Source organism: Streptomyces sp. NPDC057963, assembly GCF_042887155.1.
In the GTDB taxonomy this organism is placed as follows: Bacteria; Actinomycetota; Actinomycetes; order Streptomycetales; family Streptomycetaceae; genus Streptomyces.
Genome location: NZ_JBHVPX010000003.1, coordinates 248,874 through 269,468, shown reverse-complemented (window position 1 = coordinate 269,468; position 20,595 = coordinate 248,874). Strand labels below are relative to the sequence as shown.

Genomic DNA, 20,595 nt, shown 5'->3' with positions numbered 1-20,595 from the left:
GAATGGGAGCCCAACATGACCGACACCACCGCCCTGTCCGCCCGCTGGACCGCCCGGCTCGCCGAGCTGGCCGACCGGCACTCCGTCCCCGGCGCCAACCTCGGTATCCTGCACCGCGGTGAACTGATCGCCGAGGCCGCCGTCGGCCTGGCCAACACCGAGGCCGGGATCGAGGCCACCACCGACACCCTCTTCCAGATCGGCTCGATCTCCAAGGTGTGGACCACGACGGTCGCCATGGCCCTGGTCGACGAGGGCCTGCTCGAACTGGACGCACCCCTCGCCTCCGTACTCCCCGAACTGCGGCTCGCCGACGAGGAGCTGACGCAGGGCGTGACGCTCCGCCACCTCCTGGACCACACCAGCGGGATCGACGGCGACCTCTTCACCGACACCGGCCGGGGCGACGACTGCCTGGAGAAGTTCGTCGCGCTCCTCGGCGACTCCAGCCCCAACCACCCGCTCGGCGCCACCATGTCGTACTGCAACGCGGGCTTCACCCTGCTCGGCCGGGTACTGGAAGTCGTCACCGGCGTCCAGTGGGACGAGCTGATGCGCGAGCGCCTGTTCCGCCCGCTCGGCCTGACGCACACCGTGACCCTGCCGGAGGAGGCACTGCGCTTCCGCGCCGCCATCGGGCACCTGGGGGACCCGCCGGCGCAGGCCCCGCAGTGGGGGCTGATGCGTTCGGCCGGACCGGCCGGACTGATCTGCTCGACGCCGCGCGAGGTGCTGAAGTTCGCCCGGCTGCACCTCGACAACGGCGTCACCGAGGACGGCACCAAGATTCTCTCGGCCGAGAGCGTCACAGCCATGCAGACCCCGCAGGTCGAACTCCCCGACCCGTACCTCCTGGCCCAGGCCTGGGGGCTGGGCTGGTTCCTCGACACCTGGGACGGGCAGCGGGTGTACGGACACGACGGCGGCACGATCGGGCAGAGCGCGTTCCTGCGAGTGCTGCCCGAAGCCGATCTGGCGGTCTGCCTGCTCACCAACGGCGGCGACACCGCGAGCTTCTACCGGGACGTGTTCGCGGAGATTCTCCAGGAGCTGGCCGGCGTGACGATGCGCACCACGATCCAGCCGGCGACGGAGCCGGTGGCGGTGGACCCCGCCGACTGTGTCGGCGTCTATCAGCGGCTCTCCAGCAGGGTGGAGATCGTGGAGCGGGACGGCGGCCTGGTGATGCTCGACCGGATCACCGGACCGCTCGCCGAACTGATCTCCGACACGGAGCAGGAGTACGAGCTGCACCCGGTCGAGCCGGGGCTGTTCGTGGTGCAGCGGCCGGGCACAAAGCTCTGGATCCCCGTCGTGTTCTACACCCTCGCCGACGGCACGCCCTACATCCACCACGGTGGCCGCGCCACCCCCAAGGTGGGCTGACGTGACCGCGATCGCCGCCGCGCTGGAGGCCGGGCTGCCGGTACTGCTGGCCGACATCGAGGCGCTGGTCCGCGTGGAGTCGCCCAGCGAGGACCTGGCCGCCGTCGCCGACTGCGCCCGGATCGTCGCCGGGCTCGGCACCCGGCTGACCGGCGCGGCACCCGAGTGGCTCGACGGCTCGGGACGGCCCGCTCTGCGCTGGCGCTTCGGCTCCGGCGACCGAGTGCTGCTGCTCGGCCACTTCGACACGGTGTGGCCGGTGGGCTCCTTGGCCGGCCACCCCTTCGAGGTGGCCGGGGGGCGGCTGACCGGACCCGGCTGCTTCGACATGAAGGCGGGCGTGGCGCAGCTGTTCCACGCGCTGTCGGTCCTCGACGACCTGGACGGGGTGTCGGTCCTGCTCACCGGCGACGAGGAGATCGGCTCCCCGACGTCACGCACCCTGATCGAGGAAGAGGCCCGCCGCACCCGGGCCGTACTCGTCCTGGAGGCGAGCGAGGGCGGCGCGCTGAAGACCGCGCGCAAGGGCGTGTCCGGCTACGAGCTGAACATCGGCGGACGCGCGGCGCACGCCGGACTCGAACCGCACCGCGGCGTCAACACGACCACCGAACTGGCCCACCAGGTACTCGCGTTGTCCACCCTCGCCGATCCGGCGACCGGCACCACGGTGACACCGACCGTGGCCTCCTCCGGCACCACGCGCAACACGGTGCCCGACGCGGCCCGGCTGCTGGTCGACGTGCGGGTGGAGACAGCCGCCGAGCAGGACCGGGTGGACCGCGCCGTGCGGGGTCTGGCACCGGTCCTCGCGGGCGCCACGGTCAAGCTCTCCGGCGGCCCCGACCGGCCGCCGCTCCAGACGAGCGCGTCGGCACAGCTGTTCGAACTCGCCCGGAAACACTACGCGGAACTGGGCTTCGGCGCCCTGCGCGGCGTGGCGGTCGGCGGCGGATCCGACGGCAACCTCACCGCCGGAGCGGGCACGCCCACACTGGACGGCCTCGGGGCCGTCGGCGGCGGGGCGCACGCGGACGACGAGCACGTGCTCGTCGCCGAACTGCCCCGCCGCGCGGCGCTGGTGGCCGCCCTGGCGGCCTCCCTCGTGCGCGAGCCGCCGGCCGCCCCCGGCGGGGTGAGATCGTGACCGGCACCGAGGCGGCCCGAGCGGCCGCCGCCGCGGACCTGGCCGCGCACCGCGCGGGCGTGACCGTCTCGGAGCTGCACGGGCTGGACGAGATGCAGGAGGCCTGCCGGGTGCTGGACCGGGTCTGGCGGCCCGACCCCGGCAACCCGCTGATCACCCCCGAACTGCTACGGGTCTTCGCCCACTCCGGCAGCTACGTCGTCGGGGTCCACCAGGACGGCCGGATGGTCGGATTCTGCCTGGGCTTCCTGGCCACCGCCGGACTGCACTCGCACATCGCGGGGGTGGACGGCACCGTCCGGGGCCGCAATGTCGGCTACGCCGTCAAACTCCATCAGCGGGCCTGGGCCCTGGCCCGTGGCATCACCGCGGTCACCTGGACCTTCGACCCGCTGATCAGCCGCAACGCCTATTTCAACCTGGCCAAGCTGGGCGCGGTGCCGAGCGAGTACCTGGCCGACTTCTACGGGGCGATGCAGGACGAGGTCAATGCCGGGACCGAGACGGACCGGTTGCTGGTCCACTGGGAACTGGTCGGCGAACACGCCGTCGGAGCCGCCGCGGGCGTGCCCCGTATCGTCACGGTCGACAGCGCGGGCGCACACGCCGTGGTCGGTCTGGACGCCAAGCCCGACGGCTGCCCCGCCGTCGGGCGCCGGGACGGCGACACCGTCCTGGTCCGGATCCCCGCGGAGATCGAGGCACTGCGCCGCGCCGACCCGCCCCTGGCCCGCGCGTGGCGGTACCAACTGCGCGAGGTACTCGGCGGCCTGATGGCCGAGGGGCACACCGTCACCGGATTCACCCGGGACGGCTGGTACGTGATCGACAAACGTCAGGAGAGGCAGGCATGAAGCTCGTCGGTGTGGAACTGCGCCGGATCGCGATGCCACTGGTCGCACCCTTCCGAACCTCCTTCGCCACCATGACCAAACGGGAGATCCTGCTGGTCAGGGTCGAGACCGAGCACTACGAGGGCTACGGCGAATGCGTCACCATGGCCGATCCGCTGTACTCCTCGGAGTACACCGAGAGCGCGGCGGACGTCCTGCGGAGCTACCTCGTGCCCGCGCTCACCGCCCTGCCGGCGCTCGACCCCTGGGCGGTCGCCCCGGCACTTGCGGCGTTCAAGGGCCACCGGATGGCCAAGGCCGCACTGGAGACGGCGGTGCTGGACGCCTGGCTGCGCGCCCACGACCTGTCGATGGGCCAGTGGCTGGGAGCGACGGCCGAGCGGGTGCCGGCCGGGGTGTCGGTCGGCATCATGGACTCGGTCCCCGAGCTCCTCGACGCCGTCGAGGGCTATCTGTCCGAGGGCTATCTGCGGATCAAGCTGAAGATCGAGCCCGGCTGGGACGTGGAACCCGTGCGCGCGGTCCGGGAACGCTTCGGCGACGGCGTGCTGCTCCAGGTGGACGCCAACACCGCGTACACCCTCGCCGACGCCGCACAGCTGGCCCGGCTCGACCCGTACGGGCTGCTGCTGATCGAACAGCCCCTGGACGAGGAGGACGTCCGGGGCCACGCGGCCCTGGCCGAGCGGGTGCGCACCCCCATCTGCCTGGACGAATCCATCGTCTCCGCCCGTTCGGCGGCCGACGCCATCGCGATGGGCGCCTGTTCGGTCGTCAACATCAAGCCGGGGCGGGTCGGCGGCTATCTGGAAGCCCGGCGGATCCACGACGTGTGCGCCGCGCACGGCGTGCCGGTCTGGTGCGGCGGGATGCTGGAGACCGGCCTCGGCCGGGCCGCCAACGTCGCTCTTGCCGCGCTGCCCGGCTTCACGCTGCCCGGCGACACCTCGGCCTCCGACCGGTACTACCGGACCGACATCACCGAACCGTTCGTGCTGAAGGACGGCCATCTCGACGTTCCCCACGCCCCGGGTATCGGACTCTCGCCGGTTCCCGGGCAACTGGCCGAAGTGACCGAATCGACGGAATGGATCAGCCGATGACGACCCTCCGGTCAGGCACCGCAGAGACGCGGATCCGGGCAGCGTTCGACGAGGCCGGGGTCCAGGGGTTCTTCTTCGCCCGCGAGATCGACGGCGACCGCACGATCGGCGTCGCGGCGGACGAACCGGTCTGCCTCGCCTCCGTCTTCAAGATCCCGATCGCGCTGGCCTACGCCCGAGAGGCCGCGGCCGGACGGCTGGAAAGGACCGAACGCCACGCGGTGGACCCGCACTACCGCGACGGCGGCATCGGCACCTCCGGCTGCGCCGACCCGATCGAGATGAGCCTGCGCGACCTGGTCCACATGATGATGACGATGAGCGACAACGCCGCCACCGATGTCGTGCTGGACCGGGTCGGACTCGACACGGTCAACGGGATGCTCGCCGAACTGGGCCGGGAGCGGACCCACTTGATCGGCGGCTGCCTGGCCCTGACCGGGTCGCTCTTCGCCGATCTCGGTGTGACCACCGAGGTCGAGGCGCACAAGAGGATGGCGGAACTGGCCGCGCAGGGGCCGGAGAAGATCCTGGAACTGTCGGTGTGCGCCCCCGAACGCACCACCCGGGGAACGGCCCGCGACATCGCCGAACTGCTGGCCGGGATCTGGCGCGACGAGGCGGGTCCCGCCGAAGCCTGCGCCGAGGTACGGGCCGTGATGTCTCAGCAGATCTGGCCGCACCGGCTGACGTCGGGCTTCGACGACAGCTACCGCGTCGCCGGCAAGACCGGGACGCTGCCGGGCTGGCGCAACGAGGCCGGGGTCGTCGAGGACCCCGGCGCCGGACGCTGGGCGGTGGCCGTCTTCACCCGGTCCGACCGGCCCGGCCTGCGCGATCCCCGCGCGGACCGGGTGATCGGGCAGGTGGCGGCGGTGGCCGTGGAAGAACTCCGATCAATTACCTTGTGAGGATGACGGAGCAGCCGCGAGCCGTGCTCGGCCGGATCCTCAACGATCTGGGATCGACGCTGATCGAAGTGGTGGCCGGGGAGGCCGACCCGGCCCGCACCGTCACCGGAGTGCTCATCCAGGACCCCCTGGACGAACCGGCCAGGCTGCCCGGAGCGGTCGTGCTCGGCGTCGGTGTGTACGGCGCCGAGCCGGTCGCCGCCCTGGTCGACCGGGCCGCCGGGCTCGGTGCGGCGGCCGTGATAGTCCGGTCGCCGGTGCCGGTGGACGGAGCCGTGTCCGAGGCGGCCGCGCGCACCGGCGTGACGGTACTGGGCCTGACCCCGGGCGCGTCCTGGGCCCAGGTGGCCGCGCTGCTGCGGTCGCTGCTCGCGGCCGGCGAACTGGGCACGGTGGGCGGCCCCGACGAGGCCGACGGCGCCGAGCCGCTCGCCGGCGACCTGTTCGCACTGGCCAACGCGACCGCCGGGCTGCTCGACGGGCCGGTCACCGTGGAGGACCGCGGCGGGCGGGTGCTGGCCTTCTCCAGCCGTCAGGACGAGGGCGACGACGCCAGGATCGCCACCGTTCTCGACCGGCAGGTGCCCGCGGAGAAGCTGCGCGCCCTGGAGCAGCACGGCGCCTTCCAGGCCCTCTACCGCAAGGAGGAACCCGTCTACGTGGCGGGTATCTCCGACAAGCCCCGGGTCGCGATCGCCGTCCGCGCGGGCGGCGAGATCCTCGGCTCGATCTGGGTCGTGGTCGACGGACCGCTGAGCGAGGACCGTACGCAGGCCCTGCACGAGGCGGCGAAGGTGGCCGCCCTGCACCTCCTGCGCCACCGCACGGGCGAGGACATCGAACGCCGGTTGCGGGCGGATCTGCTCGCCACGGTCCTGGAGGGCGGCACGCACGCCCCGCAGGCCGCGGTACGGCTGGGCCTGTCCGCGCAGCCCGCCTGCGTCCTGGCACTCGCCGTGACCGGTGAGCAGTCGGCACCCGACCGAGTGGCCGCGGGCCACCGCATCGCCGAGGCACTCGCCCTCCACCTGGCCGCCATCCATCCCCGTACCGCCACGGCCTCGCTCGGGGGTGTCACCTACGCCGTGCTGCCCACGAGTTCGGACGAGCACGCGTTACGGGTGGCCGAGGCGTTCCTCGGGCGCATAGGCAACCGGGTGCCCGCCGTCATCGGCATCGGCCGGCTCGCCGCCCGCCCGGCCGAGCTGCGTCGCTCCCGCGCCGACGCGGACCGGGCGTTGCGGGTGCTCGGCTCCGGCCGCTCGCAGCGGCGGTCCGCACGGCTGTCGGACGTCTACGCGGCCTCGCTGCTGGAGGAGCTGACGGACCGGATCGCCGCCGAGGAGGATCTCCCCGACGGCCCGGTCGTCCGGCTGCGCGCCTACGACGCCCAGCACCACACCGCCCTCACGGACACACTGGAGGCATGGCTGAGCACCTTCGGCGATGTGGCCGCCGCCGCTGCCGCCGTGCACATCCACCCCAACACCTTCCGCTACCGGCTCAAGCGGCTGGCCTTGGTGGCAGGCATCGATCTCGACGACCCGGAGGCACGGTTCGAGGCGATGCTGCAACTGCGGCTGGGCCCGCCGCACCCCTGACCCGGTCCCGTGGTCGCCATGACACACGGATCCATCCGGGCCCAGGGCGGGCGCGAGGATGAAAGAGTTCTCGCAGCCGGACGCACGGACGCCCGCAGGCCCGCGTGTCCGGCCACCGAGTATCCGCATGTCGACGATGGGAGAGATGCCATGCCTCTCAAGGGCGAGTACGAGCCGAGCCCCGCGCAGTGGGTTCGCGATCAGGTCGAGCTGTTCGAGGGCTCCGGCGGTATGGAGGGGACCACGATGCGGGACCTGCCGGTCATCATCCTGACCACCCGCGGTGCCAGGAGCGGCAAGATCCGCAAGACCCCGCTCATGAGGGTCGAGCACAACGGCACGTACGCCGTGGTCGCCTCGCAGGGCGGCGCCCCCAAGCACCCCGTGTGGTACCACAACCTCGTGGCCGACCCCCGTGCGGAACTGCAGGACGGCCCCGTCCGCCAGGACATGAACGCCCGTGAGATCACCGGCGAGGAGAAGGCCCTGTGGTGGCAGCGCGCGGTCGAGGCGTTCCCCGACTACGCCGATTACCAGCTCAAGACCGATCGGCAGATTCCGGTCTTCGTCCTGGAACCGGCGCCCGAGCCGCACTGACGACCGCCCGGGGGAGGCGCGGACCGGACGCGCGCCGCGCCTTTCCCGGGCCGCGGCCGTGCGAGTCCGGGGACAACCGTCAGCGGTGCTCCGGGCCGGGATGCCGTTCGCGCCCTTCGGCATCCCGGCGAGCCGTGTCGGGTTCCGGGCCGTGAACGGCGCTTGCGGATGGTGAAGTTGTCCTCGGGACCGCCCGCCCCCGGGACCAGGTACGACGGTCCGGGCTCCGCCTCCCGGTCCAGCCCGCGTCGGTGAGGCCCGTCGGTCCCCCGGGTGTGCCGCGCAGGCGCGGTCGGCGCCCGTCATCCACCGGAAGCTGCGGACGCTCCGGCCGTGCCCTCGCGGGTCACCGCCCACACGAGGAGCGCGAGTGCGCTGATCGCGGCGCCGAGGACGCACACCGCACCCCAGCCGGCCATCGCGTAGACGGTCGTCGAAGCGAGGGCGCCCGTGGCGCTGCCGACCGAGTAGAAGACCATGTAGCCGCCGATCAGACGGCTTCCTGCGTCGGGACGCACCGCGTAGATCAGGCTCTGGTTGGTCACGTGGACGGCCTGGACGGCGAGGTCGAGGACGACCGCACCGATCGCCAGCGCCCAGAGCGACTGCCGGGTGAGGGCGAGCGGGAGCCACGACACGGTGAGCAGGGCCAGTGCGGTGCCGGTCGTCCACCCGGCGAGACCGCGGTCGTGCAGGCGCCCCGCCGGAGCCGCCGCGAGCGCGCCCGCGGCCCCCGCGAGGCCGAACGCTCCGATCGCGGTGTGCGACAGCGACAGCGGGGGATTGCTCAGCGGGAGCGCGACGCAGCTCCACAGGGTACTGAAGGCGGCGAAGATCAGCAGGGCGAGCAGGGCGCGGACACGCAGTACGCGTTCCTCGGCGAACAGCGTGAGCGTCGAACGCAGGAGCTGCACGTACCGCATGGAGGCGGGCGGTGTCGACCGCCGGGGCAGCACCCGGTACAGGGCCACGGTGAGCGCGAGGGTCAGGGCCGCCGAGGCGAGGTAGACCGACCGCCAGCCCGCGAGGTCGGCCAGCGCACCGGAGACCGTGCGGGCGAGCAGGATTCCGATGACGATTCCGCTGGTGACCAGGCCGACTGCGCGGCCGCGCCGGTCCGGGGCGGACAGTGATGCCGCGAAGGCCACGAGCGTCTGGGTCACCACGGCGAGAAAGCCCACCGCGGCCAGGGCGGTCAGCAGGACCGGCGCGGTGGCCGCCGTACCGGTGGCGACGAGTGCGGCCGCGAGAAGCGCCAGTTGAGTCACGACGAGGCTCCGCCGGTCGACCAGATCGCCCAGGGGTACGAGCAGGAACAGCCCGAGACCGTAGCCGATCTGGGTGAGGGTGACGACGATGCCGACGGTCGCCGCACTGATCCGGAAGTCCTGGCCCAGGGTGACCAGAAGGGGTTGCGCGAAGTAGACATTGGCCACCGCCACTCCGGACGCGACCGCGAAGAGCAGCGTGGTGCGTCCGGACAGGGTGCGCGCGGGCGTTTCCCCGCTCGTGTCGTCGGTCCTGATCGTTCTCTCGCTGCCGGTCACGGGTGCCCCTCGATCGATATGGTTGCAAGTTGCTACCGAGCAGACCGTAATGCCGTCTGGTAGCATGTTGCAACCAAAGGTGCGAAGGGGAACGGCATGGTCAAGCGGACACGCCTCAACGACAGCGACTGCCCCGTGGCTCGCTCGGTCGACGCGATCGGCGACTGGTGGTCGCTCCTGATCGTCCGTGACGCGTTCGACGGCAGCCGCCGTTTCGGGGAGTTCCAGCGCAGCCTGGGCGTGGCGAAGAACATCCTCGCGGCGCGGCTGCGCGAGCTGGTCGCGGGCGGGATCCTCGACATGGTTCCGGCGGCCGACGGCGGTGCCCACCAGGAGTACGTGCTGACGGCCAAGGGCAGGGACCTCTTCCCGGTCATCGTGGCACTGCGGCAGTGGGGCGAGGGCCACTTCTTCGATCCCGGCGAACCGCACTCGGAGATGATCGACCTGCGCCACGGCCGTACGCCCCGGGCACTGGAGGTCTACGCGGCCGACGGACGCCGGCTCGGGCCCGACGACATCACGGTGAGGAAGGTCGAACGCCCCGACACCTCGGCGGCGCTCGCATAGCACGGCGGACCGCTCGTGCCGGAGCCCTGCCGCCCCGGTCGCGCCACACGCATACGAACCCCTGCCGCCCCCGGACGGCCGATCAGGACGCGCGTCCGCCCGGCCCCCGCGCTCCAATGGACGGGTGACCGCGCCTCCCGACGACTGCCTCGCGCGCAACGAGTGGCTCTGCGGCGCCTATCTGACCAGCCGGCGCGGGATTCTCTGGGACGCCGTGGTCCAGCACCTTCAGCTCACCGCCGTCTCCGTACTCATCGGGCTGGTCCTCGCCGTTCCGCTCGCCCTCGCGGCGCGCCACCGCCGCTGGGCGGCGGGCCCCGTCCTCGGTGTCACGACGATCCTCTACACCGTGCCGTCGCTCGCCATGTTCTCGCTGCTGCTGCCGGTGTACGGCCTCTCCGCCTCGCTCGTCGTCGCCGGCCTCGTCCTGTACTCGCTCACCCTCCTCGTACGGAACATCCTCGCCGGACTGCGCGCCGTGCCCGAGGAGACCAGGCAGGCCGCACGCGGTATGGGGTACGGCCCCGTACGGCTGCTCCTGGCCGTGGAGCTTCCCCTCGCCCTGCCCGCGGCCATGGCCGGACTGCGCATCGCGACCGTCTCCGCGGTCTCCCTGGTCACGGTCGGCGCGATCGTCGGCCACGGCGGGCTCGGCAATCTCATCTACTCCGGGATGAACACGTACTTCAAGGCCCAGGTGCTCACCGCATCCGTCCTGTGCGTCGTCATCGCCGTCGCCGCCGACCTGCTGCTCCTTCTCGTGCAACGCGTCCTGACCCCCTGGACCCGGAGGCAGTCGTGAACACCCTCGCCGACGCCTGGTCCTGGCTCACGACCGCGGCGCACTGGTCCGGCGACGACGGCATCTGGAACCGCCTCGGCCAGCATCTGTTCCTCACCGCGGTCTGCCTGCTGATCAGCTGCCTGATCGCGCTGCCCGTCGCCCTGGTCCTCGGCCACCTCGGCAGGGGCGGCGCGCTGGCCGTCAACATCTCCAACATCGGCCGGGCCGTCCCCACCTTCGCCGTGCTGGTGCTGCTGCTCCTCACCCCGCTCGGCGGGCACGGCGAGTGGCCGACCGTCGTCGCGCTCGTGCTCTTCGCCGTCCCGCCGCTGCTCACCAACGCCTACGTCGGCATGCGCGATGTCGACCGCGATGTCGTTCGGGCGGCCAGGGGGATGGGCATGACGGGCCGGCAGCTGATGCTGGGCGTCGAGGTGCCGCTCGCCCTGCCGCTGATCCTCACCGGCGTACGGATCGCCGCCGTCCAGCTCGTCGCGACCGCCACCCTCGCGGCGCTGGCGGGCGGTGGGGGACTGGGCCGCATCATCACCGCGGGCTTCAACCTCGCCTCCACGGCGCAGGTGGTCGCCGGGGCGGTCCTCGTCGCCGCCTTCGCCCTGATCGTCGAAGGGCTCTTCGAAGCGGGGCGACGGCTCGCCCCCGAACGGTTCCGCGGCGAGGAACCCGGATGACGAGTCCGCGCAGAGCACTCCCCGTGCTGGCGGTGCTCCTGCTGGCGGCCGCCTGCTTCACCGGGCCCTCCCTGGAGGGCCGGGGCGAGGTCACCGCGCCGCCGGGCGACAGCAAGCACCTCACCATCGGCTCCGCGGGTTTCACCGAGAGCGATCTGCTCGCCCGGATGTACGCGGCTCTGCTGGGCCGGGCCGGCTACTCCACGGAGATCATCTCCGTGGGCAACCGCGAGATCTACGAACCGGCGCTGGAGAGCGGCCAGATCGACGTCGTGCCGGAGTACGCCGCCACCTTCGCCGACTGGCTGAACGCCAAGAAGAACGGTGGCGACGCGGCCCCCGTCGGCTCGCCCGACCTCGCCACCACCATGAAGGCGCTGCGCTCCCTCGCCGCACCCCGCGGCCTCACCGTCCTCGACCCCGGGCGCGCCGTCGACCAGAACGCCTTCGCGGTCGCCGCCCGGTACGCGGCGGAGCACCACCTGCGGACGCTCGGCGACCTGGGCCGGTCGAAGCTGCCCGTACGCCTGGCCGCCGGCGACGAGTGCGTACAGCGTCCCTACTGCGCGCCCGGACTGAAGAAGACGTACGGCATCCGCATCACGGCCGTGGACCCCAAGGGGGTCGGCACCACCCAGGCCAAGAAGGCCGTGCAGAGCGGTCAGGACCAGATGGTCCTGACCACCACCACCGACGCCACCCTCGACTCCTTCGGTCTCGTCCTGCTCGCCGACGACAAGCACCTGCAGAACGCCGACTACCTCGTCCCCGTCGTCAACCGGTCCCGGGCGGGCGGCGAGGGCGTGCGCAGAGCGCTGGGCAGGCTCAACACCGTGCTCACCACCGCCGACCTGGCCCGGCTCGACAAGCAGGTCGACAGCCGGCGACGGCTGCCTGAGGACGTGGCACGCACCTATCTGGAGTCCAAAGGCCTCGTCCCGCGCCGCTGAGGGCTGCCCCGCGGATCAGCCCCGCAGCTTTCCGGGCAACCAGCCCAGCTGCACGGCCTGCTGGAACGGCCCGCCGCCCTCGTGATCATTGAAGTCGTACACCTCGATGGCCTTGTCCCGGTGGGCATAGGCGTTGAAGGCGGCGAAGACGGTCGAGGGCGGGCAGGTCATGTCCTCCAGCGCCGTCGAGAACAGTGCCGGCGCCCGTCCGCGTGCGGCGAAGTGCACCCCGTCGAAGTAGGACAGCGTGGCCCTCGCCCGCTCGGCCCGGCCCCGGTGCGTCTTGAGGTAGTTGCCCACCTCGCGGTACGGGTTCCGGTCGGTGACGGTGAGCGCGCGCGGAAAGTCGCACAGGAACGGGACGTCCGGTGCGATCGCCGCGAGATCGGGTATCAGGCCGCCGACGGCGAGTGTGATGCCGCCGCCCTGGCTCACCCCGACGGCGGCGGTGCGCGCCGCGTCGGTCAGCGGGTGCGAGCGCGCCGCCTCCACCGCACGCACCGCGTCGGTGAACACCCGCCGGTAGTAGAACGTGTGCGGGTCCTCGATACCGCGGGTCATGAAACCGGGGTACGAGGGTGCGCTGCCCACCGGGTCGGCGGTGTCCCCGACGAGCCAGCCGCTGCCCTGACCCCGGGTGTCCATCACGAAGTGGGCGAAACCGGCCGACGCCCAGAGCAGATGGGTGTGGGCCAGGCCCCGCCCGCCGCCGTAGCCGATGAACTCCACGACCACCGGCAGCGGTTCCGTGGTGCCGGCGGGGAGCACGAACCAGCCCTTGACCGGATGCCCGCCGAAGCCCGCGAACGTCACGTCGTACACGTCGACGGTCGCGAGTCCCGTGCCCGTACGCAGCTCGAACCGGGCGTCGAGGTCGTGGGACCCGGCCTCGACGAGGGTCTTCGACCAGAACGCGTCGAAGTCCTCCGGTTCCACCGACCGGCTGCGGTAGTCGCGCAGCTCGTCGAGGGGAAGATCGAACAGGGACATGCGGGACCGCCTTCTTCGCGGGGTGGGTGAGCACCGGGGGAATGGCCGATCACACCGTACGGGGGCGGACGGCGCGCCGAGGAGGGTGTTCTCGCGTGGAGAAGAAGTGGTGCCCGACCCCTTGACGGGAGTCCGACCGGCAACAGGCACAGCCGCTCAACCAGCAGGGCGTCACCGTCTGCTTCGCGGTCTCCCGTCACGAAGGCGAGAACCACACCGTCGACCGCCCCGCCGACCACGACTTCTGGCGCTCCTACCGCCCCGGCTTCTGTCCGGCCCGCTCCTCGGCTTCCAGGCGCCGGACCCGCGCTCCCCGGAATCCGTACCGCGCACCTTCGTCCCCCACCCGGACATCGACCCGCTCGCCGTCGGCGCCGACCAGAGCGCGGACGCGGGCGGCAAGGAGCTGTGGGGCTTCCGCCGCATCCTCACCCGGGGCATGCACCGCCCCGGCGTCTTCGACTCCGGCATCACGCTCGTCTGACACCTCCCGGGACGGAGTTCACCCGTGAACCGGCCCCGGACCCAGGGGGCCATCGCGGTGGCCCGGTCGGTGTGAGGGCCGTCCGGCCCGCGGGTGATGCGAAATCACGTTGCCCGCGGGCCCGGCGCCTGCGACGCTCCCTCCCATGCCCCACAACGATCCCAGCGGTCCGCAGCACCCGGTCGCCGCCCTCTTCTCGCACGGCCGCCTGACGGCGATCCCCCGCAGGACGGCCCGCCGAGAGCAGCTGCTGGTCCACCTCGCCGAGACGCTCTTCGAGCGGGACCGGACCTACACCGAGCGCGAGGTCAACGAGGCACTGCTCACGGTGCACGAGGACTGCTCGGCACTGCGCCGCCATCTGGTCGTCGCCGGTCTGCTGGTCCGGCCCAAGGACGGCAGCAGCTACCGGCGCGGCCGGTAGAACGGGCCCGACCGGACGGGGCGTGCGCACAACGGCATGTCCCGACCGGCCGGGGCGTCCGTACATCGGCGTGTCCCGATCGGCCGGGGCGCGCCCACGACCGTGTCCTACGCGTCGGACACCGAGTCGAACTGCACCTCGTCCCGTCCCACCCCCCGTGCGTCCGCGTCCACCGAGCGGCGCAGCGCCTCGTGGAGTTTGGCCGGGGTCAGCACGCCGAGGAACCGTGAGCCGTCCAGCACCGCGACCCACCCCGCGTCGTGCTGGAGCATCTCGCTGAACGCCCGCTTCAGCGAGGCGCCGACCGGCACCCAGGCGTCCATCCGGCGGGCCAGTTCGCCGACCGTGCCGTGCTCCCCGGCGATCCGCAGCGCGTCCGCCGACACCCAGCCGTGCAGATCGCCCTCACCGTTCAGCACCACCGCCCAGCGGGCACCCGCTCCGCTCAGCCGCGCCGCCGCCGACCGGACCGGTTCGTCCAGCCGGGCGACCGGCGGCTCCTCCAGATCGTCGGGCTCGATCGCAGTGACCGAAAGGCGCTTCAGGCCCCGGTCGGCACCGACGAACCGTGCCACGTACGGGGTGGCGGGAGACCCGAGCACGGCCCCCGGACTGTCGAACTGCTCGATGCGCCCGGCCCCGTACACCGCGATGCGGTCGCCCATCCGGACCGCCTCCTCGATGTCATGGGTGACCATCAGGACCGTCTTCCTGACCGTCCGCTGGAGGCTCAGGAATTCGTTCTGCAGCCGCTCCCGTACCACCGGGTCGACCGCACCGAACGGCTCGTCCATCAGCAGCACCGGCGGATCGGCGGCCAACGCCCTCGCCACGCCCACCCGTTGGCGCTGGCCTCCGGAGAGCTGCGCGGGATAGCGGGAGCCGTACGTCTTCGGGTCGAGGCCCACCAGATCCAGCAGCTCGGCCGCCCGCCCCCGGGCCCTGGCCCGCCTCCAGCCGATCAGCGCGGGAACGGTCGCGGTGTTGTCCAGGACCGTACGGTGGGGGAAGAGGCCCACCTGCTGGATGACGTACCCGATCCGGCGGCGCAGCCGCACCGGGTCGACGCCGGAGATGTCCCGGCCGTCGACCAGGATCCGGCCCGACGACGGCTCGATCAGCCGGTTCACCATCATCATCGTGGTGGTCTTGCCGCAGCCGGACGGTCCGACGAGGGTCACCAGTTCCCCCTCGGCCACGTCGAAGGAGAGTCCGTCGACCGCGCTCGTTCCGTCCGGATAGACCTTGCCGACCTGCTCGAACCGGATCATGCCTGCACGGTAGGAGGCCTCAGGGCGTGCCGCACACGGGCCGCGACTGTCCGTGTCACGGCCGTGTGCTGAACTGTCCGCGGCACATCTGATTCAGGAGCACCTTGTGAGCAGCTACCGGCAACCCGGCATCGTCTTCACCGACCGCTATTTCACGGTCCCGCTCGATCACACCGATCCGGGCGGTGAGCAGATCGAGGTCTTCGGCAGGGAGGCCGTGGCGAGCGGCAGGGCCGGCGAGGAGCTGCCCTGGCTCGTCTATCTGGAGGGCGGCCCCGGCTTCGGCGCCCGGCGCTTCATCGGCACCGAGGCATGGCTGGGACGGGCCGTGCAGGAGTTCCGGGTACTGCTTCTCGACCAGCGCGGCACCGGCCTGTCCACCCCGGCCAACCGCCAGACCCTGCCGCTGCGCGGCGGTCCGCGCGAGCAGGCCGACTACCTGGCCCACTTCCGGTCCGACGCCATCGTGCGCGACTGCGAGCTGATCCGTCCGCGGCTGACCGGGGGCGAACCGTGGACGGTCCTCGGCCAGTCCTTCGGCGGCTTCTGCGCCGTCCGCTATCTGTCGGCCGCCCCCGAAGGGCTCGGGGCCGTCCTCGTCACCGGTGGGCTGCCCGCGCTCGACGCGCACGCGGACGACGTCTACCGGGCCGCCTACCCGCGGATCGAGCGCAAGGTCGCCGCCCACTACGCCCGCTACCCGCAGGACGTCGAGCGTGCCCGCGAGATCACCGCTCACCTCGCGGAGCACCGCCCGGAAAGCGCGGGCCACCGGCTGACGCCCGAGGGCTTCCAGTCCCTCGGCATCCTGCTGGGCAGCGGCACCGGCAGCCACCAACTGCACTACCTGCTGGAGAACGCCTTCGTCCGTACGCCGCTCGGCACCGAACTCTCCGACACGTTCCAGGAGGCCATGCGCACGGCGAGCTCGTTCGCCGGACATCCGCTGTACGCGCTGATGCACGAGGCGATCTACGGCCAGGGCGGGCGGCCCACCGGATGGGCCGCCGAGCGGGTCCGTGCCGAATTCCCGCAGTTCGACGCGGCCGCCGCGCTCAAGGGCGACGGACCGGTGCTCTTCACCGGTGAGAGCATCCACCCCTGGCACTTCGAGGTCGACCCGGCGCTGCGCCCGCTGCGCGAGACCGCCGAGCTGCTGGCCTCCCGCACCGACTGGGCGCCCCTGTACGACCTCGACCGCCTGGCGGCCAACGAGGTGCCGGTCGCCGCCGCTGTCTACCACGACGACATGTACGTCGACACCGGTCACGCGCTGCGCACGGCGGCGGCGATCCGCGGGCTGCGGACCTGGGTGACCGACGAGTACGAACACGACGGGCTGCGTGCCGGGGGACCGCGGGTACTGGACCGGCTGCTCGCTCTGGTCCGGGACGAGGTCTGAGCCGTTCCCGCAACGGGAGGAGCCGGTCGCGCGGGGTGCGTGACCGGCTCCTCCCGTTGCGGCGCGCGTCAGCTCTGGAGGGCGTCCAGCGTCGCGTCCAGGTTCGCGGCGGAGTGCGGGGCGCGGTTGTACGGAAGCTTCGACAGGGCCGCCGCCATCCCGCACGTGTTGGTCACGGCGGAGACGACGAGCCCGGATCCGATGCCCGCGGCGAGCCAGCGCGCGGCCGGGAAGCGCACCCCGGCCAGCAGGCCGGCGACCACCAGCGAACCCGCGGCGAGCCGGACCTGGCGATCCATCGGCCAGGTTGCCCGGCCGCCGGCCGGGCGGTCGAGATCGCGGCCCTCGCCCTCCCAGGCGGAGGTACCACCGGACAGGGTCACGGCGTCGATGTCGGCCGCCGCGAGGATGTCGCATGCCCGGGTGGAGCGGACACCGGAGGCGCACACCACGAGGAGTGAACCGCGGGCCGCCACGGACTTCAGGGCGGGCACGGCCTCGTGGAGGCGGTCCAGCGGGATGTTCAGGGCACCGGGAACGTGTCCGGAGGCGTATTCGCCGGGGGCTCGCACATCGATGACGGTGAACTCCGCGAGACGGGCCGCGGCCTGGGCGGGGGAGAGGGAGACGGGGCTGGTCACGAGAAGTGTTTCCTTTCGTTCACCGGGGATGAGGAGGGACTCGGCCTCTCCTTCCCCATTCAGGTTAGAATACCCCTCGGGGTATCAGGAGGAGGATGTTGTGGAACTCGACATGGCGGCCGACGAACTGAAATCGGTTCTCAACCGCCTTCGCCGCGCTCAGGGCCAGCTCGCCGGGATCATCAAGATGATCGAGGAGGGCCGGGACTGCGAGGACGTCATCACGCAGATGGCGGCCGTGTCCCGGGCGCTCGACCGGGCCGGTTTCGCGATCATCGCGACGGGCCTGCAGCACTGCATGGCCGACGGCGGCGCCGAGCCGGCGGACCGCGACCAGATGCGGGCGCGACTGGAGAAGCTCTTTCTCTCGCTGGCCTGAGCCAGGAGCCGGGCAGGGGCAGGGGCAGTGCGGGGCCGGGGGCGATGCCGCGGCTCACACGACGGCGTCGACGAGCATGAACACGGCCACGGCCAGCAGCGCCGCGCCGAAGATCCGCTGCAGCGCCGCGGTGGACACCTTCGCGGCCAGGCGCCGCCCGTCCCAGGCACCGAGCACCGCCGTCGCCGTGAACGGGGCGATCACCGCCCAGTCCAGCGCGGTCGGTGTGGCGAGGCGGGTGACCAGAGCGGCCGTGGAGTTCACCGTGATGACCAGCAGACTGGTACCGACCGCCTCGCTCATCGGGACGGCCACCACGGTGACCAGCGTGGGCACCGCGAGAAACCCGCCGCCCACGCCGAGAAACCCGGTCACGGCGCCGAGCCCGGCGCCCGCCCGCGCGGCCCGCCCGGCGGACACGGCGTCCTGCGGCGCCGGCCCGGTCCGCGGGCGGAGCATCCGTACCGCGGCGACCACCGCGAGCCCGGCGAACGCCGCCGTGAGCACTCCGGACGGAATCCGCGCGGACAGGGCCCCGGCGACCGCGGCCGGAACGATTCCGGCCGCGGCGAAGAGCCCGCCGGTTCGCCAGCGGACCCTGCCCTCGCCGGCATGGGCGACCAGTCCGGTGAGGGATGTGGCGATGACGATGAGCAGGCCGGCCGTGGTGGCGGCGGCCGGGGTGAAGCCGAGCAGGTAGATCAGGGCGGGAACGGCGAGTACGCTTCCGCCGCCCCCCAGCCCGCCGAGCGCCAGCCCCACCACCGCCCCGGCGGTCAGCGCCAGGATCAGCGTGCTCATGCGACGGTTCCCGCCGCCCCGCGCCGGTCGCGCACGGGCAGCCCCTCGGCGGCCCACGCGGTCATGCCGCCCACGACGTCGACGGTCCGCGAGCCGCGGTCGGCGACCATCCGGGCCGCCTGCCGGGACCGGTTGCCGGAGCGGCAGATCACCACCACCTGACGGCCCGCCGCCGAGTCCGGCAGCGACGCACCCCCGGCGAGCCGGGACAGTGGCAGGTGGATCGCATCCGGGGCGTGCCCGGCGTCCCACTCGGACGATTCACGGACGTCGAGCAGAACCGCCGTGCCGTCGGCGACCCGCCGGGCGGCCTCGGCCGGAGTCACGCGGCCGGGGCCGCGTCGGAAGAAGGACATCAGGAAGGGCATGGAGAACGATCCTCCGGTGAGGGTGAGGGTGAGGGTGAGGGTGAGGGTGAGGGTGAGGGTGAGGGTGAGGGTGAGGGTGAGGACGCGGGTGCGGGCGCCGATGCCGTGCGGTCAGGCCACGGACGCGGGGGAGGGTGCGGGAGCGGGGACGGTCAGGCTCAGGCCCGCCGCTGCCGCCGCACCGAAGCCGTCGTCGACGGCCACCACCTCGCGTCCCGCCGCATCCAGCACCGACGCCGCGATCGCCGCCCGCATCCCGCCCGCGCAGTGCACCCACACGACGCCCGGCGGCACCTCGGCCAGCCGTCGGGGCAACTCGTGGACCGGGATGTGCACCGCCCCTGTGATGGCGCCGACGCCGTGTTCGGCGTCCCTGCGCACATCGAGGACCACGAGGTCCTCGCCGAGCGCCCGAGCGGCCGCCAGGCCCGCGAAGTCGGACCTGCGGAAGGACCGCAGATCCGTCGGCTCGGGTACCCAGTCCTCGGGGCCGCCGGTGGCCGCGGCCACCGGCCGGCCCATGCCGACGCGCGACAACTCCCGCTGTGCCCGCGCGACTTCGTCGGCCGTGCTCGACAGCAGGGTGACCGGCTTCCCCCACGGGATCAGCCAGGCCAGGTAGGTCGCGAGCTGTCCCTCGCCCTCGAAATTGAACGATCCGGCGACATGGCCCTCGGCGAACGCCACCCGGCTGCGCAGGTCCACCACCCACTCGCCCGCGGCCAGCCGCCGGGAGATCTCCTCGGCGTCGGCCGTGCCGGGCGGGGTCAGATCGAGCGACGCGGGGCCTGCCGCGTTGGCCGGTCCCATGTGCGCGTAGTAGGCGGGTACGTCGTCGAGACCGGCGAGCAGCTCGGCGACGAAGGTGTCCACGTCCTTGACCAGTGCGTCGTTGTGCTTGCGCGCCTCGCCGATGGTCGTCGCCGTTCCCCCGGTCTGCGAGGAGGAGCAGAAGCTGCCGAAGCCGTGCGTCGGCAGCACGGGAACGGCGTCTTCGAGCTCGTCGGCGAGCCGGTGCGCGGAGGCGTGCTGGGCGCGGGCCAGTGCGGCGGTGAGCCGCGGCTCCACCAGGTCCGGCCGCCCCACACCGCCGATCAGCAGTGAGCCTCCGGTGAAGGCGGCGACGGCGCGACCGTGCTCCTCCAGCACGTACGACGTGTGGTGCGGGGTGTGCCCGGGAGTGGCGAGCGCACGCAGGACGAGGCCGTCGTCGACCGGTGCGGTGTCGCCGTCGGCCACCGGAACCCGGGTGAAGGAGACCTCCGCCGCGGCCGGCACCAGGTACCGGGCCCCGGTGACGCGCGCCAGCTCCAGACCGCCGGACACGTAGTCGTTGTGCAGATGCGTCTCCACCACCACGGCGATCCGCACCCCGCGCAGGGCGGCCGCCGATATGACCCGGTCGATGTCGCGCGGCGGATCCACGACCACGGCGGTCCGCCGGCCGCCCGCCAGATAGCTGCGATTGCCGAGGCCCGCCGTCTCCATGGTGTCGACGAAGAACATGACACGGCTCCTTCCGATTCGGGTTACCCCGGGGGGTATCTGTTCTTCAGATTAACACTCATACCCCAGGGGGTATTTATCGCCCGAGTGAAGTGTCTGGATGTTCTCCGTCACGCATGCATGGGTATCGCTTCTGAAGGCAAAACAGCAGGTCCACGTGTTGATGTTGTCCAGACCATTGACATGT

General features: G+C 72.3%; 21 protein-coding genes and 1 pseudogene. 15 read left to right on the top strand and 7 right to left on the bottom strand.

Translation table 11 applies throughout. The features are described 5' to 3' along the window. Window positions 1-15: 15 nt before the first annotated feature. From ACFVT1_RS08290 to ACFVT1_RS08260, 7 genes are all read left to right on the top strand, one after another. Window positions 16-1,386, top strand: a complete 1,371-nt coding sequence (locus ACFVT1_RS08290) for a serine hydrolase domain-containing protein (RefSeq protein ID WP_389793567.1) — start codon at window positions 16-18, stop codon at window positions 1,384-1,386. A gap of 1 nt (window position 1,387) precedes the next feature. Further along, window positions 1,388-2,533: a M20 family metallopeptidase gene (locus ACFVT1_RS08285; protein WP_389793566.1), complete on the top strand. Its 1,146-nt coding sequence runs from the start codon at window positions 1,388-1,390 to the stop codon at window positions 2,531-2,533. Continuing rightward, window positions 2,530-3,387 (top strand): GNAT family N-acetyltransferase, encoded by an 858-nt coding sequence (locus ACFVT1_RS08280; protein ID WP_389793565.1) that lies wholly within the window; start codon window positions 2,530-2,532, stop codon window positions 3,385-3,387. Before ACFVT1_RS08285 ends, ACFVT1_RS08280 begins: the two co-directional genes overlap by 4 nt. Next, complete coding sequence (gene menC, locus ACFVT1_RS08275) at window positions 3,384-4,490, top strand: o-succinylbenzoate synthase (protein WP_389793564.1); 1,107 nt, start codon at window positions 3,384-3,386, stop codon at window positions 4,488-4,490. The genes ACFVT1_RS08280 and menC overlap by 4 nt, the downstream gene beginning before the upstream one ends. Continuing rightward, a complete protein-coding gene (locus tag ACFVT1_RS08270) occupies window positions 4,487-5,401 on the top strand; it encodes a serine hydrolase (protein ID WP_389793563.1) in 915 nt (304 codons plus the stop codon). Before menC ends, ACFVT1_RS08270 begins: the two co-directional genes overlap by 4 nt. Window positions 5,402-5,403: 2 nt before the next feature. Continuing rightward, window positions 5,404-7,002, top strand: a complete 1,599-nt coding sequence (locus tag ACFVT1_RS08265) for a PucR family transcriptional regulator (protein WP_389793562.1) — start codon at window positions 5,404-5,406, stop codon at window positions 7,000-7,002. A 150-nt stretch (window positions 7,003-7,152) separates the two neighbouring features. Then, a complete protein-coding gene (locus ACFVT1_RS08260; RefSeq protein WP_389793561.1) occupies window positions 7,153-7,599 on the top strand; it encodes a nitroreductase family deazaflavin-dependent oxidoreductase in 447 nt (148 codons plus the stop codon). 302 nt (window positions 7,600-7,901) lie between these two features. Here ACFVT1_RS08260 and ACFVT1_RS08255 read toward each other — a convergent pair whose 3' ends face one another. Then, the gene (locus tag ACFVT1_RS08255) at window positions 7,902-9,146 is read right to left on the bottom strand and encodes an MFS transporter (RefSeq protein ID WP_389793560.1); all 1,245 of its coding nucleotides are present in this window, start codon (window positions 9,144-9,146) and stop codon (window positions 7,902-7,904) included. Window positions 9,147-9,242: 96 nt separating this feature from the next. On the opposite strand from ACFVT1_RS08255, the gene ACFVT1_RS08250 reads away from it, so the two are divergent. The 4 genes from ACFVT1_RS08250 to ACFVT1_RS08235 all read left to right on the top strand — a co-directional run bounded on the left by ACFVT1_RS08250 (window position 9,243) and on the right by ACFVT1_RS08235 (window position 12,142). Beyond that, a complete protein-coding gene (locus ACFVT1_RS08250) occupies window positions 9,243-9,716 on the top strand; it encodes a winged helix-turn-helix transcriptional regulator (RefSeq protein ID WP_389793559.1) in 474 nt (157 codons plus the stop codon). A 124-nt stretch (window positions 9,717-9,840) separates the two neighbouring features. Beyond that, window positions 9,841-10,518, top strand: a complete 678-nt coding sequence (locus ACFVT1_RS08245) for an ABC transporter permease (RefSeq protein ID WP_389793558.1) — start codon at window positions 9,841-9,843, stop codon at window positions 10,516-10,518. Continuing rightward, complete coding sequence (locus ACFVT1_RS08240) at window positions 10,515-11,192, top strand: ABC transporter permease (protein ID WP_389793557.1); 678 nt, start codon at window positions 10,515-10,517, stop codon at window positions 11,190-11,192. The genes ACFVT1_RS08245 and ACFVT1_RS08240 overlap by 4 nt, the downstream gene beginning before the upstream one ends. Next, on the top strand, window positions 11,189-12,142 hold the full coding sequence (locus tag ACFVT1_RS08235; protein WP_389793556.1) for an ABC transporter substrate-binding protein: 954 nt from the start codon (window positions 11,189-11,191) through the stop codon (window positions 12,140-12,142). The genes ACFVT1_RS08240 and ACFVT1_RS08235 overlap by 4 nt, the downstream gene beginning before the upstream one ends. A gap of 15 nt (window positions 12,143-12,157) precedes the next feature. Here ACFVT1_RS08235 and ACFVT1_RS08230 read toward each other — a convergent pair whose 3' ends face one another. After that, a complete protein-coding gene (locus ACFVT1_RS08230; RefSeq protein ID WP_389793555.1) occupies window positions 12,158-13,132 on the bottom strand; it encodes an acetylxylan esterase in 975 nt (324 codons plus the stop codon). 140 nt (window positions 13,133-13,272) lie between these two features. Here ACFVT1_RS08230 and ACFVT1_RS08225 point away from each other — a divergent pair. Together ACFVT1_RS08225 and ACFVT1_RS08220 are read left to right on the top strand one after the other, a co-directional pair. Next, window positions 13,273-13,613, top strand: a pseudogene (locus ACFVT1_RS08225) (FAD-dependent oxidoreductase); the annotation flags it as partial. A gap of 148 nt (window positions 13,614-13,761) precedes the next feature. Next, window positions 13,762-14,040 (top strand): DUF2087 domain-containing protein, encoded by a 279-nt coding sequence (locus ACFVT1_RS08220; protein ID WP_389793554.1) that lies wholly within the window; start codon window positions 13,762-13,764, stop codon window positions 14,038-14,040. Window positions 14,041-14,147: 107 nt separating this feature from the next. Here ACFVT1_RS08220 and ACFVT1_RS08215 read toward each other — a convergent pair whose 3' ends face one another. Next, window positions 14,148-15,311 carry an ABC transporter ATP-binding protein gene (locus ACFVT1_RS08215; protein WP_389793553.1) on the bottom strand — a complete coding sequence of 388 codons (1,164 nt, stop codon included), beginning with the start codon at window positions 15,309-15,311 and terminating at the stop codon, window positions 14,148-14,150. 106 nt (window positions 15,312-15,417) lie between these two features. On the opposite strand from ACFVT1_RS08215, the gene ACFVT1_RS08210 reads away from it, so the two are divergent. Further along, the gene (locus ACFVT1_RS08210) at window positions 15,418-16,713 is read left to right on the top strand and encodes an alpha/beta fold hydrolase (protein WP_389793552.1); all 1,296 of its coding nucleotides are present in this window, start codon (window positions 15,418-15,420) and stop codon (window positions 16,711-16,713) included. A gap of 68 nt (window positions 16,714-16,781) precedes the next feature. Here ACFVT1_RS08210 and ACFVT1_RS08205 read toward each other — a convergent pair whose 3' ends face one another. After that, a complete protein-coding gene (locus ACFVT1_RS08205) occupies window positions 16,782-17,354 on the bottom strand; it encodes a rhodanese-like domain-containing protein (RefSeq protein ID WP_389793551.1) in 573 nt (190 codons plus the stop codon). Window positions 17,355-17,454: 100 nt separating this feature from the next. Between ACFVT1_RS08205 and ACFVT1_RS08200 the strand changes: the two genes are divergently transcribed. Further along, window positions 17,455-17,733: a metal-sensitive transcriptional regulator gene (locus ACFVT1_RS08200; RefSeq protein WP_389793550.1), complete on the top strand. Its 279-nt coding sequence runs from the start codon at window positions 17,455-17,457 to the stop codon at window positions 17,731-17,733. A gap of 54 nt (window positions 17,734-17,787) precedes the next feature. Here ACFVT1_RS08200 and ACFVT1_RS08195 read toward each other — a convergent pair whose 3' ends face one another. From ACFVT1_RS08195 to ACFVT1_RS08185, 3 genes are all read right to left on the bottom strand, one after another. Next, complete coding sequence (locus ACFVT1_RS08195) at window positions 17,788-18,534, bottom strand: sulfite exporter TauE/SafE family protein (protein ID WP_389793549.1); 747 nt, start codon at window positions 18,532-18,534, stop codon at window positions 17,788-17,790. After that, on the bottom strand, window positions 18,531-18,890 hold the full coding sequence (locus ACFVT1_RS08190) for a rhodanese-like domain-containing protein (RefSeq protein ID WP_389794062.1): 360 nt from the start codon (window positions 18,888-18,890) through the stop codon (window positions 18,531-18,533). Before ACFVT1_RS08190 ends, ACFVT1_RS08195 begins: the two co-directional genes overlap by 4 nt. 123 nt (window positions 18,891-19,013) lie before the next feature. Continuing rightward, entirely contained in the window at window positions 19,014-20,408 is a 1,395-nt protein-coding gene (locus ACFVT1_RS08185; protein ID WP_389793548.1) for a rhodanese-like domain-containing protein, read from the bottom strand. Window positions 20,409-20,595 lie beyond the last annotated feature (187 nt).

What these genes read in the sequence shown, in the direction of transcription:
- ACFVT1_RS08290 (WP_389793567.1), top strand. Translation starts at nt 16, where the DNA reads ATGACCGACACCACCGCCCTGTCCGCCCGCTGGACCGCCCGGCTCGCC.
- menC (WP_389793564.1), top strand. Translation starts at nt 3,384, where the DNA reads ATGAAGCTCGTCGGTGTGGAACTGCGCCGGATCGCGATGCCACTGGTC.
- ACFVT1_RS08270 (WP_389793563.1), top strand. Translation starts at nt 4,487, where the DNA reads ATGACGACCCTCCGGTCAGGCACCGCAGAGACGCGGATCCGGGCAGCG.
- ACFVT1_RS08265 (WP_389793562.1), top strand. Translation starts at nt 5,404, where the DNA reads ATGACGGAGCAGCCGCGAGCCGTGCTCGGCCGGATCCTCAACGATCTG.
- ACFVT1_RS08260 (WP_389793561.1), top strand. Translation starts at nt 7,153, where the DNA reads ATGCCTCTCAAGGGCGAGTACGAGCCGAGCCCCGCGCAGTGGGTTCGC.
- ACFVT1_RS08250 (WP_389793559.1), top strand. Translation starts at nt 9,243, where the DNA reads ATGGTCAAGCGGACACGCCTCAACGACAGCGACTGCCCCGTGGCTCGC.
- ACFVT1_RS08235 (WP_389793556.1), top strand. Translation starts at nt 11,189, where the DNA reads ATGACGAGTCCGCGCAGAGCACTCCCCGTGCTGGCGGTGCTCCTGCTG.
- ACFVT1_RS08230 (WP_389793555.1), bottom strand. Translation starts at nt 13,132, where the DNA reads ATGTCCCTGTTCGATCTTCCCCTCGACGAGCTGCGCGACTACCGCAGC.
- ACFVT1_RS08220 (WP_389793554.1), top strand. Translation starts at nt 13,762, where the DNA reads ATGCCCCACAACGATCCCAGCGGTCCGCAGCACCCGGTCGCCGCCCTC.
- ACFVT1_RS08215 (WP_389793553.1), bottom strand. Translation starts at nt 15,311, where the DNA reads ATGATCCGGTTCGAGCAGGTCGGCAAGGTCTATCCGGACGGAACGAGC.
- ACFVT1_RS08195 (WP_389793549.1), bottom strand. Translation starts at nt 18,534, where the DNA reads ATGAGCACGCTGATCCTGGCGCTGACCGCCGGGGCGGTGGTGGGGCTG.
- ACFVT1_RS08190 (WP_389794062.1), bottom strand. Translation starts at nt 18,890, where the DNA reads ATGTCCTTCTTCCGACGCGGCCCCGGCCGCGTGACTCCGGCCGAGGCC.
- ACFVT1_RS08185 (WP_389793548.1), bottom strand. Translation starts at nt 20,408, where the DNA reads ATGTTCTTCGTCGACACCATGGAGACGGCGGGCCTCGGCAATCGCAGC.